Raw genomic sequence first — 15345 nt, 5'->3', positions numbered from 1 at the left:
GCCCCTAAGGACCTAGGGGCGCGGGGAACTGCGCAGTATTCAGCCTCTCCGGCGTTTGAGGAGCGGGGGTTCGGGGGCTGGCCCCCGAGTAGTGACGGGAATGGGTAGGGGCGGCGGGGGCGAGAAACGTCCTCCCCCTACGTCGGCGTCGGCGCCCCCGCAGGCAGCAACCCCGCCGCCTTCACCGCCCTCCAGAAGTCCCCCGGAACAGGGTGGTTGAAGAGGGACACGGTGCCCGCCACCTCCGCGGGCGAGCGGGCGCCCACGACCACGTTCGTGATCGCCGGATGGGCGAGCGGGAACTGGACGGCCGCCGCGAGGGGCGGGACATCGAAGGCCGTGCAGATCCGCCTCAACGCCCCGATCCGCGAGGCAAGGGCGGCCGGAACCGACGCGTATCCGTGCGGAGCACCCGGCCGGGGATTGGCCAGCAACCCCGACTGATAGACCCCCGCGGCCATGACAGCCACCCCCCGCTCGACACACAGCGGCAGCAACTCGTCGAGCCCCGACTGGTCGAGAAGGTTGTAACGCCCCGCCAGCAGCACGCAGTCGGGCCCGGGCGCGGCCGCCTCCCGCAGGAAGCGCGCCGCCACGGGCGCGTGGTTGACGCCGAGGGAGACCGCGCCGATCACGCCCTCGGCCCGCAAGTCGGCCAGCGCGCGATACGCCTCGCCCACCGCGGCCCCGAAGTCCTCGTCGGGATCGTGGACATGGAGGACGTCGATCCGGTCGAGACCCAGCCGCCCCAGGCTCTCCTCGACCGACCGCAGCACCCCGGCGTACGAGTAGTCGAACCGCGGCCCCACCCCGGCCGGCGGATCCGCCCAGATCGGTTGCGTGTCCGGGCCGCCCGGCTCGATCAGCCGTCCCACCTTGGTGCACAGCACGTACTCGTCCCGGGGCCGCGCCGCGAGGGCCGCGCCCGTACGGGACTCCGAGCGCCCGTACCCGTACACGGGAGCCGTGTCGAAGAGTCGTACGCCCAACTCCCAGGCGGCATCGACGGTGGCGGCGGCCTGCTCCTCGGGCACCGGCTCGAACAGGCCGCCCAGGGAGGCGAGTCCCAGCCCGAGTCGGCTGACCAGAAGTCCGGTGCGGCCCAGTGGTACGAGGTCGTCGGCTCTCATCACCAACCTCTCCCCACGACACGACCCGTCTAACGCGACACACCTACCGCAGCACACTTACTGGGACAGGGCGGCGACCACCGCGTAGAGGTCGGCCATGTCGTCCGCGGAACTGTCGAGCATCGCCTGCTGATAGCGGGCCAGGACCGCCGACAGGGCGGCGTACGCCGACGTGGTGTCGGGTGCGCCGCCCTGGGGCGGGACGAGTTGCGGGAGGTGGCCCGCGCTGTCACGGCGGTTACTTCGGGTCGCTGTTGAACTTCGCGGTCGACCAGAAGTAGCCGAGCACCGCGAGACCCAGGCACCAGGCGACGGCGAGCCAGCCGTTGTGGCCGATCTCGGTGCCGAGCAGCAGCCCTCGCAGGGTCTCGATGGCCGGCGTGAACGGCTGGTACTCGGCGATCGGCTGGAACCAGCCCGGCATGGAGTCGACCGGGACGAAGGCGCTGGAGATCAGGGGCAGGAAGATGAGCGGCATCGCGTTGTTGCTGGCGGCTTCTGCGTTCGGGCTGATCAGGCCCATGCCGACCGCGATCCAGGTGAGCGCCAGGGCGAAGAGCACGAGCAGCCCGAACGCCGCCAGCCACTCCATGGCGGTCGCGTCCGTGGACCGGAAGCCGATGGCCACGGCGACGGCTCCCACGAGGACCACGCTGATGACCGACTGCAGCACGCTGCCGACCACGTGCCCGATGAGCACCGAAGGACGGTGGATCGCCATCGTGCGGAAGCGGGCGATGATGCCCTCGGACATGTCGTTGGAGACGGACACCGCGGTGCCGATGGTCGTGCTGCCGATGGTCATCAGCAGCAGGCCCGGGACGAGATACGCGATGTACGCGGACCGGTCCGGACCGCCGCCGCCTCCTATGCCCGCGCTCATCGTGTCGCCGAAGACGTAGACGAAGAGCAGCAGCAGCATGATCGGGGTGAGCAGCAGGTTCAGGGTGAGGGACGGGTAGCGCCGGGCGTGCAGGAGGTTGCGGCGCAGCATCGTGGACGAGTCGCGTACGGCGAGGGAGAGGGAGCTCATCGGACGTTCTCCTTGGGCTGGTTGGGGATGTTGGCCGGACCGGTCAGGGCGAAGAACACGTCGTCGAGGTCGGGGGTGTGCACGGTGAGTTCGTCGGCCTCGATGCCGGCCGCGTCGAGCCAGTCGAGGACGGAGCGCAGTTCGCGCTGACTCCCGTCGCTGGGGATCTGGAGCGCGAGTGCCTCGTCGTCGCGGGTGGACTCGCGCAGGGCGACGGCGGCCGTCTGGTACGCGGCCGGGTCGTCGAAGCGCAGGCGTACGTGTCCGCCGGGGATCAGGCGCTTGAGCTCCTCGGCGGTGCCCTCGGCGGCGATCCTGCCGTCGTTCAGGACCGCGATGCGGTCGGCGAGTTCGTCGGCCTCTTCCAGGTACTGGGTGGTGAGGAAGACCGTCACTCCGCCGGTGACGAGTTCGCGGATGATCTGCCACATGTTGTGGCGGGAGCGCGGGTCCAGGCCGGTGGTGGGTTCGTCGAGGAAGATGATGCGTGGGTTGCCGACCAGGGTCATGGCGATGTCCAGGCGGCGTTTCATGCCGCCGGAGTAGGTGGAGGCGGGCTTCTTCGCTGCCTCCACCAGGTCGAAGCGTTCCAGGAGTTCGGCCGTGACCCGGCGGCCCTCGCTGCGGGAGAGGTGGTGCAGGTCCGCCATGAGGAGCATGTTCTCCTCGCCGGTGATCAGGCCGTCGACCGCGGAGAACTGACCGGTGACACCGATCGCCGCCCGCACCGCCTGGGGGTCGGCGGCCAGGTCGTGGCCGCCGATACGGATGTCGCCGGTGCCCGGGTCGGCGGAGATGAGGGTGGAGAGGATCTTCACGGCGGTGGTCTTGCCGGCGCCGTTCGGGCCGAGCAGGGCGAAGACCGTTCCTTCGGGGACGGTCACGTCGACGCCGTCGAGCACGGTCTTGTCGCCGTAGGACTTGCGCAGCCCGTTCGCCGCGATGGCCAAGTCGGTCATGTCGAGTGCTCCTTCAGAGACTGCCAGAGACTGCGGACGGTGAGTCGTCCAGAAGTTGCGGACGGTGTGGTCGTTCAGAGGCTGCGGGCGGTGATGTCGCCGTAGGCGGTGGTCGCGCGGATGTTCAGGCCGGCGTCGGCGCCTTCGGTGTTCTTGAGCGCGTTGTTGATCCGCCCGAAGGTGGTGCCGGCGTCCAGGGAGGCGGAGACTCCGCGTGCGGCGCCGACCGAGATGCCGCCGGCCTCGGTGCGCAGCTCGACCGTGCCGCGCACGGCCTCGGCGATGTGGATGCCGCCCTTCTGGGTGCTGATCTCCGCGTCGCCGCCCAGGCGGCCGACCGCGATGTCACCGGAGAGGAGGGTGAGGCGGGCGCTCGCGGTCTCGTCGAGCTTGACCGAGCCCTGCGCGCCCTCGAAGGTGACGTCACCGAGCTGTCCGACGCCCCGGAACTCGCCGGCGGCCGTCTTCGCCTCGACACGGGAGCCGACGGGCAGCTGGACGGTCACCTCGACGGAGCCGGAGTGGCCGAGGACCCGGTTCTTCGCCGGTGAGGCCTCGATCCGCAGGACACCGTCGTCGCCGTACGTGACCCCGGTCTGCTCCGCGGCCTTCACGTCGCGGCTGTTCGAGGCGTCCGCCGGCAGGACCTTGACCGTGGTGTCGGTCCGGTCGGCGGCGATGAGCTGGATGCGTCCCGCGGGGATGTCGAGAACGGCGGAGATCGCGGCGGGGGTGTCGAAGTTCTGCATGGTGTTCTCCTCTTGCGCTGCTTGTTTCTGACAACCGAAACGCTACGTTGCGTTCATGGATCTGGCAATGAGGTTGTTGCACTTGAATGACATCAGTGCAGGTAAGAGTGCAATTATCGTTGCAACGGTCTGAGATTTAATGCAACGTCGGTAGTATCGCTCGTTGCATTGGGCTGTGGGTGAACGCTATGTTGGAGGCGTTCAAGGAAGCGTGAAAGGGGACCGCGATGCCGGGAGGCAGACTCACCCAGCAGGAACGCCAGCAGATCTCACTGGGGCTGGCCGACGGGCTCGCCTACGCGGAGATCGCCAGGCGTCTCGACCGTCCGACCTCGACGATCACGCGCGAGGTGATGCGCAACGGCGGCCCCACCGGCTACCGCGCCGACCTGGCCCACCGGGCCACCGAGCGCCGCGCCCACCGGCGCAGGCCGGCCGAGCCCCGGGGGTCGGAGGCACCCCCGCAGGCCTATGGGCGCGACGCCGAAGCAGTGCGCGAGTACGAGGAGACGTTCACCACCGTCTTCATGCAGCAGGGCCTGCCCAAGATGATGTCCCGGGTGCTGGCCTGCCTCTTCACCAGCGACTCGGGCAGCCTCACCGCGTCCGAACTCGTCCAGCGCCTCCAGGTCAGCCCGGCGTCCATCTCCAAGGCGATCGCGTTCCTGGAGAGCCAGAACCTCGTCCGCCGGGAGCGCGACGAAAACCGCCGCGAGCGCTACGTGGTCGACGACGACGTCTGGTACCAGTCGATGGTGGCCAGCGCCCGCGGCACCGTCCAGCTCGCCGAGACCGCACGGCAGGGTGTCGGCGTCCTCGGCCCCGACAGCCCGGCTGCCGCCCGCCTCGAAAACATCGCCCGCTTCCTCGACTTCGTGAGCGAGAGCCTCATCCGCGCCGCGGACCAGGCCCGCGAAGTCCTCCACACGAAACCCGAACCGGCCCCGCGAGACACCGGCGAGCCACACCCGGACGAGGGCGGCGAGTGACGGGAGCGAGTGACGGCGGCCCGGCGCGGTGGTCCGGCGCGGTGGTCAGTCGGTCGTCGCCGGCAGTCGAAGCCTGGCCCGGTAGCCGCCGTCCGCCGTCGGGCCCGCCTCGAAGGAGCCGTCGAGGTTCTCGGCCCGTTCGCCCAGGCCGATCAACCCCTGTTGTGAGCCGGGCAGTTCGAGGGTGGGGCGGGTCGGCGGAGTGTTCGTGACGGTCACGCCCAGCTCCTCGGCCCGGTGCCACAGCTGTACGGTCGCCGTCGCGCCGGGTGCGTGTTTGCGTACGTTCGTGAGGGCCTCCTGCACGGTCCGGTAGACCGCGCGCTGGACCGGGGCCCCGATGCCGGGCGGCAGTTCGCCCTCCAGGGTCACCTCGATACCGCTCGTGTCGATCAGCTGCCGCAGGTCCGCGAGCGTCGGCTGCGGGGTCAGCTCGGTCGTACGGCCGCCCGAGGCCCGCAACAGCGTGACCATGTGCCGCAGTTCGTCGAGGGTCGTGACGCTGAGCTCGCGGATCGCCTGCGCGGCCTCACGCGTGCCGGGGTCCGGCGCGCCGATCTGCAGCGCCCCGGCCCGTACGGCGATGAGGCTCACCTGGTGGGAGACGACGTCGTGCATCTCCCGGGCCAGCTGGGCCCGTTCGCGGGCCAGTACGTTCTGGGCGTGCAGCAGCCGCTCGTGCTCGCGTGCCTCCTCGATCTCGACCAGCCGGACCGCGGCGTCGCGCCGGGCCTGGACCAGCTGGCCCAGGAAGACCGGGGCGGCGGCGGTGGCCAGCAGGTAGACGAAGTTGACGAAGGTCCAGGTGCGGTCGTCCGACGCGTACTCCGACAGCGGCCACGGCATGGCGGAGGCCGCCGCCGACGCGATGGCACAGACGGTCAACAGGCGGCGGTCCCGGCTGCGTTCGGCCAGTGTGTAGAGGGCCGCCAGGGGCGCCACCACGACCGACGAGAACAGCGCGGCGGGCAGCGACAGCAGGAAGACGGGCAGCGGGAAGCGCCGCCGCACCGCGAGAGCCGCGCAGGCGGCGACCGAGAGGGCCACCTCGACCGGGGTGTCCCGGTCGAGCTGCCACCACACGTCCAGCGCCGCGAGGGTGACGAGCAGTGCGTCCGTGAGCCGGGCCGTCCACGCAGCACGCGGACGCCCGGTCATGAACGGCCGGTTGTCCCTGACCGTCACTTTCCCCCTCAACTCAACGTCCTGCTTCCCCGCGGTCGGCATGAAGTCCCTGACGGTGTACGTCTTCCACCCCGTCCGCACGTAGATGCCGTCTCAGCAGTACATCGGCGTCGGTCTCCGCGCTGCGGTTGCGGCGGGCGCGGGCGTCGTCACGGCGTATCGCGAGCTCGGTGCACGCCGGGCAGCCGGGGACGGGCACCGGCGGACGGCTCAGGTCCTCGGCCCGGCCACGGTCCTGATGGGTCGTCACAGTGCCCTCTCCGAACGCCTGTTGGCGGCCTTGAGGGCCGCGGCCAGTCGCTCGTCGGCGGTGGCCGGGCGGATCCGCTCCGGGTCGGCCTGCCACTCCCGGCCCCCGCCCACCGGGCGCAGCATCGCGTACGGGCCTGTCGTGTCCCGGTACTCGCCCACCCGTTGCGTCCCCGGGTCGTAGACGAGGGCTCCGCGTTCCGGCGCTGTTTCTGCTTCCACTTACGCTCCGTACGTTGGCTCATTACTCTGGGTGCATCCAGCGTTGCTGAACGGAACAGCCCGTTTCAACGCATGACGCGTGCCACTGGCGCACTGTCACGGAGGGGGAACGGACGCCGTGAGTCGACGCAACGCCGAGGGCGGTTCGGCGGTCACCACCGCCGCCGTGTTCGGGGAGGTCCTGAAACACTTCCGCGAGACCGCCGACCTCACCCAGGAGGGCCTGGCCCGCCAGATCCCGTGCGACCGCTCGCACGTGGCCCGCGTGGAGGCGGGGACACGCGTCCCGCAGGACACGTTCGCCAAGTCGTGCGACGAACTGCTGGGCACGGGTGGGGTGTTGGTGCGGTTGTGGGGCCGGATCGACTGGTATCCGGAGGTGCAGCATCCGGACTGGTTCGAGCGCAGGGCCGAGATGGATGCGCAGGCGGTGGCGCTGCGGGCGTATCAAGAGCGGGTCATCCCGGGCCTGTTGCAGGCGCCGGACTACGCGCACGCGCTGTTCTCCCAGATCGCGAGCGGCGATGAGGTGGAGGAGCGTGTCCGGGCGCGGCTGAGCCGCCAGCCGCGCTTCCTGGCCGACGGCGGTCCGCTGTACGTCGCCGTCCTGGACGAGAGCTGTCTGCGCAACGCGGTGGGGAGTCCGGAGGTCATGCGTGACCAGTGCGCGCATCTGCTGAGCGTCGGACAGCGCCCCAACATCCGTATCCAGGTGGCCCCGGCGGGCCTCTTCGGGCTCATCCGCCCCAGGGGCTCGATGTCGTTGATCAAGCTGCCCGACGGGCACGAGTGGGTGTACTCGGAGTCGCTGGACCGTGGGCATTTCAACGACGATCCGGCCCTCTTCGCGCGCTACAGCCAGACCTATGATGTGCTCAGGGCGGACATCCCGTCGGCCCACGAATCCGCCGCTCTGATCAGCGACGTGATGGAGGGCTACGAGCATCATGGACAGGCACGAGCTGAGCGCGGCGACCTGGATCAAGAGCAGCTACAGCGACAACAACGGCGGCGACTGCATCGAAATCGCCCCCGGCATCCCCGGCATCGTCCCCGTACGTGACAGTAAGAACCCCACCGGCCCCGTCCTGCTCATCCAGCGAAGCGCCTGGGCGGAGTTCGTGGCGGGCGTCCGGTAGTAGACGCCAACTCCTTTGGTGGGGCTAGCTGCACCTCCACTTAGGGAGGTCGCTTCATGGTGGCGCGGAGCGGGCGGCGGGATGGTTGTACCCAGACGCTCCCGGAGGTTCACAGCCTCTCAGGCCGGAAGGAAACCGCCATGAACATCCCCGCCACCCCCGCCACCGTCATCGCGGCGCCCGAGAGTGAGCTTGCTCCGCTGCTGGCCGCCTGGGACCAGGCGCACCCGGCCGCCACGGGTGATCCCGAGTGGCGGCATCTGCTGGACGAGATGGCTCATCCGCGTACGACGCAGGCGTTCTACCGCCTGGCGGCGGGGCGTTGACCGGACTCAGGGGCTCCGCCCCCGAACCCCCGAAAGACCCCATGCCGACGCGGTGGGTCATGCCGTGGCTGCCTTTGGGGCGAGGCGGCGCAGGTTGGCGGCGAGGATGCGGTCGAGTGTGCGGTCGGACAGGATCGGGCCCAGGCGCATGATCAGGGCGGCATCCCGGCCGGCGGTGTAGCGGGTGCGCGGCCTGCGGGTTGTCACGGCCTTCGCGATGACCCGGGCGGCGGCGTCGGGGGTGAGGCCCGATGCGGTGCCCGAGGCCATCAACTTGTTGTTCGCCCGGACCAGGCTGCCGTAGCGCTCGTCCTGCTCGGGTGTCATCCTGGCCGCCAGGTCGTTGGCCGTCGCGATCCCGCGGTCGGCGATCTGTGTGCGGACGCCGCCGGGCTCGACCACGACGACCTGTACGCCCAGCGGTGCGACCTCGCGGCGGAGTGAGTCGCTGACCGCTTCCAGGGCGAACTTCGCGCCGGCGTACGCGCCGTATGTGGCCATGGCGTACTTGCCGCCGATCGAGCTGATGTTGATCACGCGGCCCTTGCTGCGCAGCAGTGCGGGCAGGAGCGCCTGGGTGACGGCGATGTGGCCGAACAGGTTGACTTCGAAGACCCGCCGCCACTCGGCCATCGGCAGGGCCTCGACCGGGGCGTTCACCTGGATGCCGGCGTTGTTGACGAGTGCGTGCAGTGCGCGCGAGTCGTCGGCGACCCGCGCGGCGAGTGCCTCCACGTGCTCGGACTCGGTGATGTCGAGGATGACCGGCTCGATGCCGGTCGATCGGATGGCATCGGCGTCACGGTCGCGTCGCACGCCGGCCAGGACGTGGAATCCCCGCCGGGCCAGTTCGTGGGCGGCTGACGCGCCCATGCCCGTGGAGGCTCCGGTGACTACGACCAGCTTTTGGGTTTCGGTTGACGTCATGGTGTGTCCCGTCGTGGGGGTTGGTCGGCCGGACCGAGGACGAGAGCGATCGCGATGTGGACGTGCCGGGCTCGGTCGCCGGGCGGGACGGTGAGTTGCTTGACGCCGGCCGCGACGGCGAGCAACTGGAAGGCGAGGTCCTCGGCGGAGACGCCTGGGGCGCGCTCCGGCGCCCCCTCGGCGCGGAGAACGTCGGCCACCGCCTCGACGACGAAGCGCTCCAGGTCGTGCACGAGGGAGTCCCCCAACGTGCTTGCTGCGGCGAGGAGTTCGTTCACCGTCTCGCTGGTCGCCGTGGCGGCGGGTCCATGCAACGCGTTGAAGGCGCCCATCAGCCGCTCGTGCGCCGGCAGGTCCGCTCTGGCCAGTTCCTGGGCGACGGCGGCCTGGGTCTGGGCGACCGCACGCCGCAGGCTGGCGTGGAAGAGCTGCCGCTTGTTCTTGAAGTGCAGGTACAGGCCCTGACGGGAGAGCCCGGCCGCCTCGGCGAGGTCGTCCATGGAGGTCTTGCGCACGCCGAAGCGCAGGAAGACCGGCATCGCGGCGTCCGCGATCTCCTCACTGCGCGACAGCGCCCGCCCGCTCTGGCTCGTCACGCGGGCACCCGTGTCGCGATCGGCGTTCGGCCGGCCATGTCCGAGATGCGGCTCCCGGTCCAGGTCTGCGTCGTCATCACACTCCTCACCAGGCTTCGGCCTCAAGCTTTACACATTGAGCCCAATGTGTCTACCTAGACAAGTGAGTGTCGGCTTCGGGCACGGCCCACTAAGGCCGTGCCTACGTGGGCCATCGCAGATTTCAGCCCCTCCGGCGTCTATTTCAGCCCCTCCGGCGTTTGAGGAGCGGGGGTTCGGGGGCGGAGCCCCTGAGTAAGGGATGGGAATGGGTAGGGGCGGCGGGGGCGAAAATCCCTCAGGACCCCACGTCAGGGCTTCGGCGGGGTGGAGTCGTCGGGGCCGTCGCCGGACCCGCCCTCCCGCCGCTTCAGCTCCTCCTCGCGCCGGCGGAGGTCGTCCTCCCAGTTCTTGAGGTGCGCCTCGTCGTCCGTCACGGCGTCCGTCGAGCCGTCGTCCTCGCTGCTGTCGTCCTTGCCGCTGTCGTCCTTCAAGGACTTCAGGAACTCCGGGTTGTCGTCGGGCGCGACCCAGCCGCCCCGGCCGGACGAGAGACCGCGCGGCTTGCGCTGGTGGCCGACGATCAGCCAGGAGATGGAGCCGACGAGCGGGAACAGCAGCACCAGGATCGCCCAGAGGGGCTTCGGGATGTACCGGATGTCCTTCTCGTCGGTGGTGATGCAGTCGATGAACGCATAGATGCTGAGCCCCAACGGCACCAGAATCATCAGCACCCGAAGCATTCGGCGGTCCCCCTGCGTGTGGAGAGTGGAGATGCGTGCGAGATCGGGGCCGGGTGAGCGGCCCCCGTTACAGGTTCAGCGTAGCGAGTAGCCGATACTGGAACGCATGGCTTACGACGATCTTCGCTCCCTGCTCCGGGCGCTTGAGCGCGAGGGCGACCTCAAGCGCATCAAGGCCGAGGTGGACCCGTATCTGGAGGTCGGGGAGATCGTCGACCGCGTCCAGAAGGCGGGCGGCCCCGCCCTGCTCTTCGAGAACGTGCGCGGGTCGGCGATGCCGCTGGCGATGAACGTCTTCGGGACGGACCGCAGGCTCCTCAAATCGCTCGGCCTGAAGTCGTACGAGGACATCAGCGAGAAGATCGGCGGACTGCTCAGGCCGGAGCTGCCGCAGGGGTTCATCGGGGTGCGCGAGGCCTTCGGGAAGCTCGGCGCCATGACCCACGTACCGCCGAAGAAGATCAAGTCCGACAACGCGCCGGTGCACGAGGTCGTGCTGCAGGGCGACGAGGTCGACCTGGACCTGCTGCCGGCCCTCTTCACCTGGCCCAAGGACGGCGGGTCCTTCTTCAACCTGGGCCTGACCCACACCAAGGACCCGGAGAGCGGCATCCGCAATCTCGGGCTCTACCGCCTCCAGCGCCACGACAAGCGCACCATCGGCATGCACTGGCAGATCCACAAGGACAGCCGCAACCACTACCAGGTGGCCGCGCGGAAGGGTGAGCGGCTGCCGGTCGCGATCGCCTTCGGCTGCCCGCCGGCCGTGACGTACGCGTCCACGGCCCCCCTGCCCGGCGACATCGACGAGTACCTCTTCGCCGGGTTCGTCCAGGGCAAGCGGATCGAGATGGTCGACTGCAAGACCGTGCCGCTGCAGGTGCCGGCGCAGGCCGAGGTCGTACTGGAGGGGTGGCTGGAGCCCGGCGAGATGCTCCCGGAAGGCCCCTTCGGCGACCACACCGGGTTCTATACGCCGCAGGAGCCCTTCCCCGCCCTCACCATCGACTGCGTGACGATGCGCAGGCGCCCGCTGCTCCAGTCGATCGTGGTCGGCCGGCCGCCGACCGAGGACGGTCCGCTGGGCCGGGCGACGGAGCGGTTCTTCCTCCCCCTCCTCAAGATCATCGTGCCGGACATCGTGGACTACCACCTCCCCGAGGCGGGCGGTTTCCACAACTGCGCGATCGTCGCGATCGACAAGAAGTACCCGAAGCACGCCCAGAAGGTGATGCACGCCGTCTGGGGCGCCCACATGATGTCCCTCACCAAACTGATCGTGGTCGTGGACTCCGACTGCGACGTCCACGACCTGCACGAGGTCGCCTGGCGCGCGCTGGGGAACACGGACTACTCCCGCGACCTCACCGTCGTCGAGGGGCCGGTCGACCACCTCGACCACTCCTCGTACCAGCAGTTCTGGGGCGGCAAGGCGGGCATCGACGCCACGAAGAAGTGGCCCGAGGAGGGGTACACACGGGACGGCGGCTGGCCCGACATGGTGCTGTCCGACCCGGAGACGGCGGCGAAGGTCGACCGCCGGTGGAAGGAGTACGGACTCTCGTGAGCAGCGCATCAGCCGCGATCCCGCAGCCGGGGCGCACCAAGGCGTTCCTGCGCCTCGTCATGATCGAGCACTCCGTCTTCGCGCTGCCCTTCGCGTACATCGCGGCGCTGACGGCGATGTTCACGCTGGACGGGAACATCCACTGGGGCCGGCTGCTGCTGGTGACCGTCGCGATGGTCGGCCTGCGTACGTTCGCCATGGCCGCGAACCGGATCATCGACCGGGAGATCGACGCCCGCAATCCCCGTACGGCCCATCGCGAGCTGGTCACCGGCGCGATGAGCGTGAAGCACGCGTGGACGGGCGCGCTGGTCGCCCTGGTGTTCTTCCTCGGCGCGGCGGCCCTGCTCAACCCGCTCTGCCTGGCGCTGGCGCCCATCGCGGTCATCCCGATGGTCGTGTACCCGTACGGCAAGCGGTTCACGAACTTCCCGCAGGCCATCCTCGGTCTCGCGCAGGCGATGGGGCCGATCGGCGGCTGGCTGGCGATCACCGGTGAGTGGTCCTGGGACGCGGTGATCCTGGGCCTCGCGGTCGGCATCTGGATCGGCGGCTTCGACCTCATCTACGCCTGCCAGGACGTGAAGACGGACCGCGAGATCGGCGTCATGTCGGTACCGGCCCGCTTCGGCATCCCGGCGGCCGTCTGGGGCGCGCGCGTCTGCCACACCCTCACGACGGCGCTCTTCGTCTGGTACGCGCTGGCGACCGACGCGGGCACCTTCTTCTGGGTCGGCCTGGTGATCGTCGCGGGCGCGTTCCTGTACGAGCACTCGATCGTCCGACCGCACGACCTCTCCCGGGTGAACCGCGCCTTCTTCAGCGTCAACGGCTTCATCGGGATCGCCCTCTTCGCGTGCGCGCTGCTCGATCTGCTGGTGCGCGGCCTGACCGTCTGAGCACCGTGTGGGCAGGGTGCGGCCCGTGGGCCGCCCGCAGGCGCGGCCGGTCCTGAGCTCCGGGCGGCCCGCCGGTAGGCTCAGGGTGTGAACGCAGGAGAAACTCAGCGTCGGCCTTGGATCGTGGGGGTCTCCGGCGCGTCCGGAACTCCGTACGCGGCTGCCGTGCTGCGTGCCCTCCTCGCGGCCGGCGAGAGCGTCGACCTGGTCGTCTCGCGGGCCTCACGGCTCACGCTGCTCGACGAGACCGGGATCAGCTTCCGGGACGGCCACTGGCAGGAGGACCTGCGGGAGTGGCTCGGCCGGGGGGCCGACGGCAAGCCCGGCACCTTCGCGGTGGACGTCGACGACGTACGGCACTGGAGCGCGGGGGACCTGGCGGCGGGGCCGTCCTCGGGCTCGTACGCCTCGAAGGGCATGCTGATCGTGCCCGCCTCCACCGCCTGTGTCGCCGGGGTCGCGCTCGGCCTCTCCAAGGACCTGTTGCAGCGCGCCGCGAGCGTCACCCTCAAGGAGCGGCGCACGCTGGTCGTCGCCGTCCGCGAGACGCCGCTCAACGGGCAGACGCTGCGGCACCTGGTGACACTGGACGACGCGGGCGCGACCGTCCTGCCGGCCTCCCCGGCGTTCTACGCGGGGGCGACCCACATCCAGGACCTGGTGGACTTCGTCGCCGGACGCGTGCTGGACGCGGCGGGCGTCGGGCACACGCTCTACCGCCGCTGGGAGGGCGAACTCGGCGGCGGCTCACGCACCACCTGAGCAACGCGCAGTACCCGCTCAGCACTTCAGGGCAGCACTTCAGGGCACCACTTCAGGGCACCACTTCAGGAACTCTTCAGCGGAAGGCTATCGATCGCATGGACGCGGTGGACAGGCAGCTCATCCAGGCCCTCAGGGAGAACGGCCGGGCCTCCTACGCGGAGCTGGGACGCCTCGTCGGCCTGTCGGGACCCAGCGTCACCGACCGCATCAACCGCCTTGAGGCCGCCGGTGTCATCACCGGCTACCGCGCGACGGTCGACTCGACCTCGCTCGGCCTCGGCGTCACCGCCCTCATCGGCATCTCGCTCTCCGACGCCACCGACCACGAGGACGTGGCGCACCGGCTCAAGGACCTCAACGAGATCGAGGACTGCTGGTTCATCGCCGGCGACGACTCCTACATGCTCAAGGTGCGGGCGCCCGACGTGGACGGCCTGGAGAAGACCATCCGGCGGCTGTCGGGAACGAAGGGCGTCTCCAGGACCCGTACGACCATCGTGCTCTCCACGAAGTGGGAGAACCGGGTGGGTGAGCTGCCCGAAGAGGAGTAGGCGGCGGGGCGTACGGTTGAGAGGGTTCGTCACTTTACGAGAGGCAGAAGCAGCATGGATGTCGGGCTCAAGCGCGAGCTGGAGGACAAGGTCCGGGCCGGTGAGCGGCTGACCCGCGAGGACGGCATCGCGCTGTACGAGTCGGACGACCTGGCCTGGCTGGGCGGGCTCGCCCACGAGGTGCGGATGCGGAAGAACGGCGACGTCGTCCACTTCAACGTCAACCGCCACCTCAACATGACGAACGTGTGCACCGCGTCGTGCGCCTACTGCTCGTTCCAGCGCAAGCCGGGCGAGAAGGACGCGTACACGATGCGCATCGAGGAGGCCGTCCGGCTCGCCAAGGCGATGGAGGGCGAGAATCTCACCGAGCTGCACATCGTGAACGGCCTGCACCCGAACCTGCCGTGGCGCTACTACCCGCGCTCGCTCAGCGAACTGAAGAAGGCCCTCCCGGACGTCTCGCTGAAGGCCTTCACGGCGACGGAGATCCACCACTTCGAGACGATCAGCGGTCTGTCGGCGTCCGAGATCCTGGACGAGCTGATCGACGCGGGCCTTGAGTCCCTCACCGGTGGCGGCGCGGAGATCTTCGACTGGGAGATCCGGCAGCACATCGTCGACCACCGCACCCACTGGGAGGACTGGTCGCGCATCCACCGCCTCGCGCACGAGAAGGGTCTCAAGACCCCGTGCACGATGCTGTACGGCCACATCGAGGAGCCGCGCCACCGGGTGGACCACGTCCTGCGTCTCCGTGAGCTGCAGGACGAGACCGGCGGCTTCCAGGTCTTCATCCCGCTGCGCTACCAGCACGACTTCGTCGACGTGAAGGACGGCAAGGTCCGCAACCGCCTCCAGGCGCGTACGCAGATGGCGACGGGTGCGGAGGCGTTGAAGACCTTCGCGGTCTCCCGTCTCCTCTTCGACAACGTGCCGCACGTCAAGGTCTTCTGGGTCATGCACGGCGTCCAGACCGCCCAGCTCGCCCTCCAGCACGGCGCCGACGACATGGACGGCTCGGTCGTCGAGTACAAGATCACCCACGACGCCGACAACTACGGCACGCCGAACAAGCTGACCCGCGAGGATCTGCTCGACCTGATCCGTGACGCCGGGTTCCGGCCGGTCGAGCGGAACACTCGGTACGAGATCATTCGCGAGTACGACGGTCCCGACGCGGGGCGTCGTGAGTCGCCTCAGCCGATGAGGGTTTGAGGCGGATGTCCCGGCTGCGGGCCGGTGGGGGCTGGCCGCGCAGTTCCCCGCGCCCCTAGGTACTTAGGGGCGCGGGGAAC

At 69.7% G+C, this 15345-nt stretch carries 18 protein-coding genes; 9 read left to right on the top strand and 9 right to left on the bottom strand.

Annotated elements, in window-relative coordinates:
• Nucleotides 1-137: 137 nt before the first annotated feature.
• The 4 genes from ACFWXQ_RS48555 to ACFWXQ_RS48540 form a co-directional block, all read right to left on the bottom strand.
• Nucleotides 138-1130: an aldo/keto reductase gene (locus tag ACFWXQ_RS48555; RefSeq protein ID WP_383952639.1), complete on the bottom strand. Its 993-nt coding sequence runs from the start codon at nucleotides 1128-1130 to the stop codon at nucleotides 138-140.
• 238 nt (nucleotides 1131-1368) lie between these two features.
• The gene (locus ACFWXQ_RS48550) at nucleotides 1369-2163 is read right to left on the bottom strand and encodes an ABC transporter permease (RefSeq protein WP_383952637.1); all 795 of its coding nucleotides are present in this window, start codon (nucleotides 2161-2163) and stop codon (nucleotides 1369-1371) included.
• Entirely contained in the window at nucleotides 2160-3122 is a 963-nt protein-coding gene (locus tag ACFWXQ_RS48545; protein WP_383952635.1) for an ATP-binding cassette domain-containing protein, read from the bottom strand. Before ACFWXQ_RS48545 ends, ACFWXQ_RS48550 begins: the two co-directional genes overlap by 4 nt.
• A gap of 74 nt (nucleotides 3123-3196) precedes the next feature.
• Entirely contained in the window at nucleotides 3197-3871 is a 675-nt protein-coding gene (locus ACFWXQ_RS48540; RefSeq protein ID WP_383952633.1) for a DUF4097 family beta strand repeat-containing protein, read from the bottom strand.
• A gap of 227 nt (nucleotides 3872-4098) precedes the next feature.
• Between ACFWXQ_RS48540 and ACFWXQ_RS48535 the strand changes: the two genes are divergently transcribed.
• Complete coding sequence (locus ACFWXQ_RS48535) at nucleotides 4099-4860, top strand: helix-turn-helix domain-containing protein (protein WP_383952631.1); 762 nt, start codon at nucleotides 4099-4101, stop codon at nucleotides 4858-4860.
• 45 nt (nucleotides 4861-4905) lie between these two features.
• Here the strand turns inward: ACFWXQ_RS48535 and ACFWXQ_RS48530 are convergent, their stop codons facing one another.
• Nucleotides 4906-6018 carry a sensor histidine kinase gene (locus ACFWXQ_RS48530; RefSeq protein ID WP_383952629.1) on the bottom strand — a complete coding sequence of 371 codons (1113 nt, stop codon included), beginning with the start codon at nucleotides 6016-6018 and terminating at the stop codon, nucleotides 4906-4908.
• 273 nt (nucleotides 6019-6291) lie between these two features.
• The gene (locus ACFWXQ_RS48525; RefSeq protein ID WP_383952627.1) at nucleotides 6292-6516 is read right to left on the bottom strand and encodes a hypothetical protein; all 225 of its coding nucleotides are present in this window, start codon (nucleotides 6514-6516) and stop codon (nucleotides 6292-6294) included.
• Between the two features lie 118 nt (nucleotides 6517-6634).
• On the opposite strand from ACFWXQ_RS48525, the gene ACFWXQ_RS48520 reads away from it, so the two are divergent.
• From ACFWXQ_RS48520 to ACFWXQ_RS48510, 3 genes are all read left to right on the top strand, one after another.
• Nucleotides 6635-7579, top strand: coding sequence for a Scr1 family TA system antitoxin-like transcriptional regulator (locus tag ACFWXQ_RS48520; RefSeq protein ID WP_383952626.1), 945 nt, complete (start codon nucleotides 6635-6637; stop codon nucleotides 7577-7579).
• Nucleotides 7536-7655, top strand: a complete 120-nt coding sequence (locus ACFWXQ_RS48515; protein WP_383952641.1) for a DUF397 domain-containing protein — start codon at nucleotides 7536-7538, stop codon at nucleotides 7653-7655. The genes ACFWXQ_RS48520 and ACFWXQ_RS48515 overlap by 44 nt, the downstream gene beginning before the upstream one ends.
• A gap of 140 nt (nucleotides 7656-7795) precedes the next feature.
• Complete coding sequence (locus ACFWXQ_RS48510) at nucleotides 7796-7981, top strand: hypothetical protein (RefSeq protein WP_383952624.1); 186 nt, start codon at nucleotides 7796-7798, stop codon at nucleotides 7979-7981.
• Nucleotides 7982-8038: 57 nt separating this feature from the next.
• On the opposite strand, the gene ACFWXQ_RS48505 is transcribed toward ACFWXQ_RS48510, so the two are convergent.
• The 3 genes from ACFWXQ_RS48505 to ACFWXQ_RS48495 form a co-directional block, all read right to left on the bottom strand.
• Nucleotides 8039-8908, bottom strand: coding sequence for an SDR family NAD(P)-dependent oxidoreductase (locus ACFWXQ_RS48505; RefSeq protein WP_383952622.1), 870 nt, complete (start codon nucleotides 8906-8908; stop codon nucleotides 8039-8041).
• Complete coding sequence (locus ACFWXQ_RS48500; RefSeq protein WP_383952620.1) at nucleotides 8905-9504, bottom strand: TetR/AcrR family transcriptional regulator; 600 nt, start codon at nucleotides 9502-9504, stop codon at nucleotides 8905-8907. Before ACFWXQ_RS48500 ends, ACFWXQ_RS48505 begins: the two co-directional genes overlap by 4 nt.
• A 329-nt stretch (nucleotides 9505-9833) precedes the next feature.
• Nucleotides 9834-10265 carry a PLD nuclease N-terminal domain-containing protein gene (locus tag ACFWXQ_RS48495; RefSeq protein WP_383952618.1) on the bottom strand — a complete coding sequence of 144 codons (432 nt, stop codon included), beginning with the start codon at nucleotides 10263-10265 and terminating at the stop codon, nucleotides 9834-9836.
• A gap of 106 nt (nucleotides 10266-10371) precedes the next feature.
• Between ACFWXQ_RS48495 and ACFWXQ_RS48490 the strand changes: the two genes are divergently transcribed.
• From ACFWXQ_RS48490 to mqnE, 5 genes are all read left to right on the top strand, one after another.
• Entirely contained in the window at nucleotides 10372-11832 is a 1461-nt protein-coding gene (locus ACFWXQ_RS48490) for a menaquinone biosynthesis decarboxylase (protein WP_383952616.1), read from the top strand.
• Nucleotides 11829-12731, top strand: coding sequence for a menaquinone biosynthesis prenyltransferase MqnP (gene mqnP, locus ACFWXQ_RS48485; protein WP_200397578.1), 903 nt, complete (start codon nucleotides 11829-11831; stop codon nucleotides 12729-12731). The genes ACFWXQ_RS48490 and mqnP overlap by 4 nt, the downstream gene beginning before the upstream one ends.
• Before the next feature lie 87 nt (nucleotides 12732-12818).
• The gene (locus ACFWXQ_RS48480; RefSeq protein WP_362087998.1) at nucleotides 12819-13493 is read left to right on the top strand and encodes a UbiX family flavin prenyltransferase; all 675 of its coding nucleotides are present in this window, start codon (nucleotides 12819-12821) and stop codon (nucleotides 13491-13493) included.
• Between the two features lie 98 nt (nucleotides 13494-13591).
• A complete protein-coding gene (locus ACFWXQ_RS48475) occupies nucleotides 13592-14047 on the top strand; it encodes an Lrp/AsnC family transcriptional regulator (RefSeq protein ID WP_383952613.1) in 456 nt (151 codons plus the stop codon).
• 54 nt (nucleotides 14048-14101) lie between these two features.
• Nucleotides 14102-15265 (top strand): aminofutalosine synthase MqnE, encoded by a 1164-nt coding sequence (mqnE, locus tag ACFWXQ_RS48470; protein ID WP_190230997.1) that lies wholly within the window; start codon nucleotides 14102-14104, stop codon nucleotides 15263-15265.
• The last annotated feature ends 80 nt before the right edge of the window (nucleotides 15266-15345 follow it).

The organism is Streptomyces sp. NPDC058697 (assembly GCF_042715345.1).
Taxonomy (GTDB): domain Bacteria; phylum Actinomycetota; class Actinomycetes; order Streptomycetales; family Streptomycetaceae; genus Streptomyces; species Streptomyces liliifuscus.
This window is presented reverse-complemented; position numbering and strand designations above follow the sequence as displayed.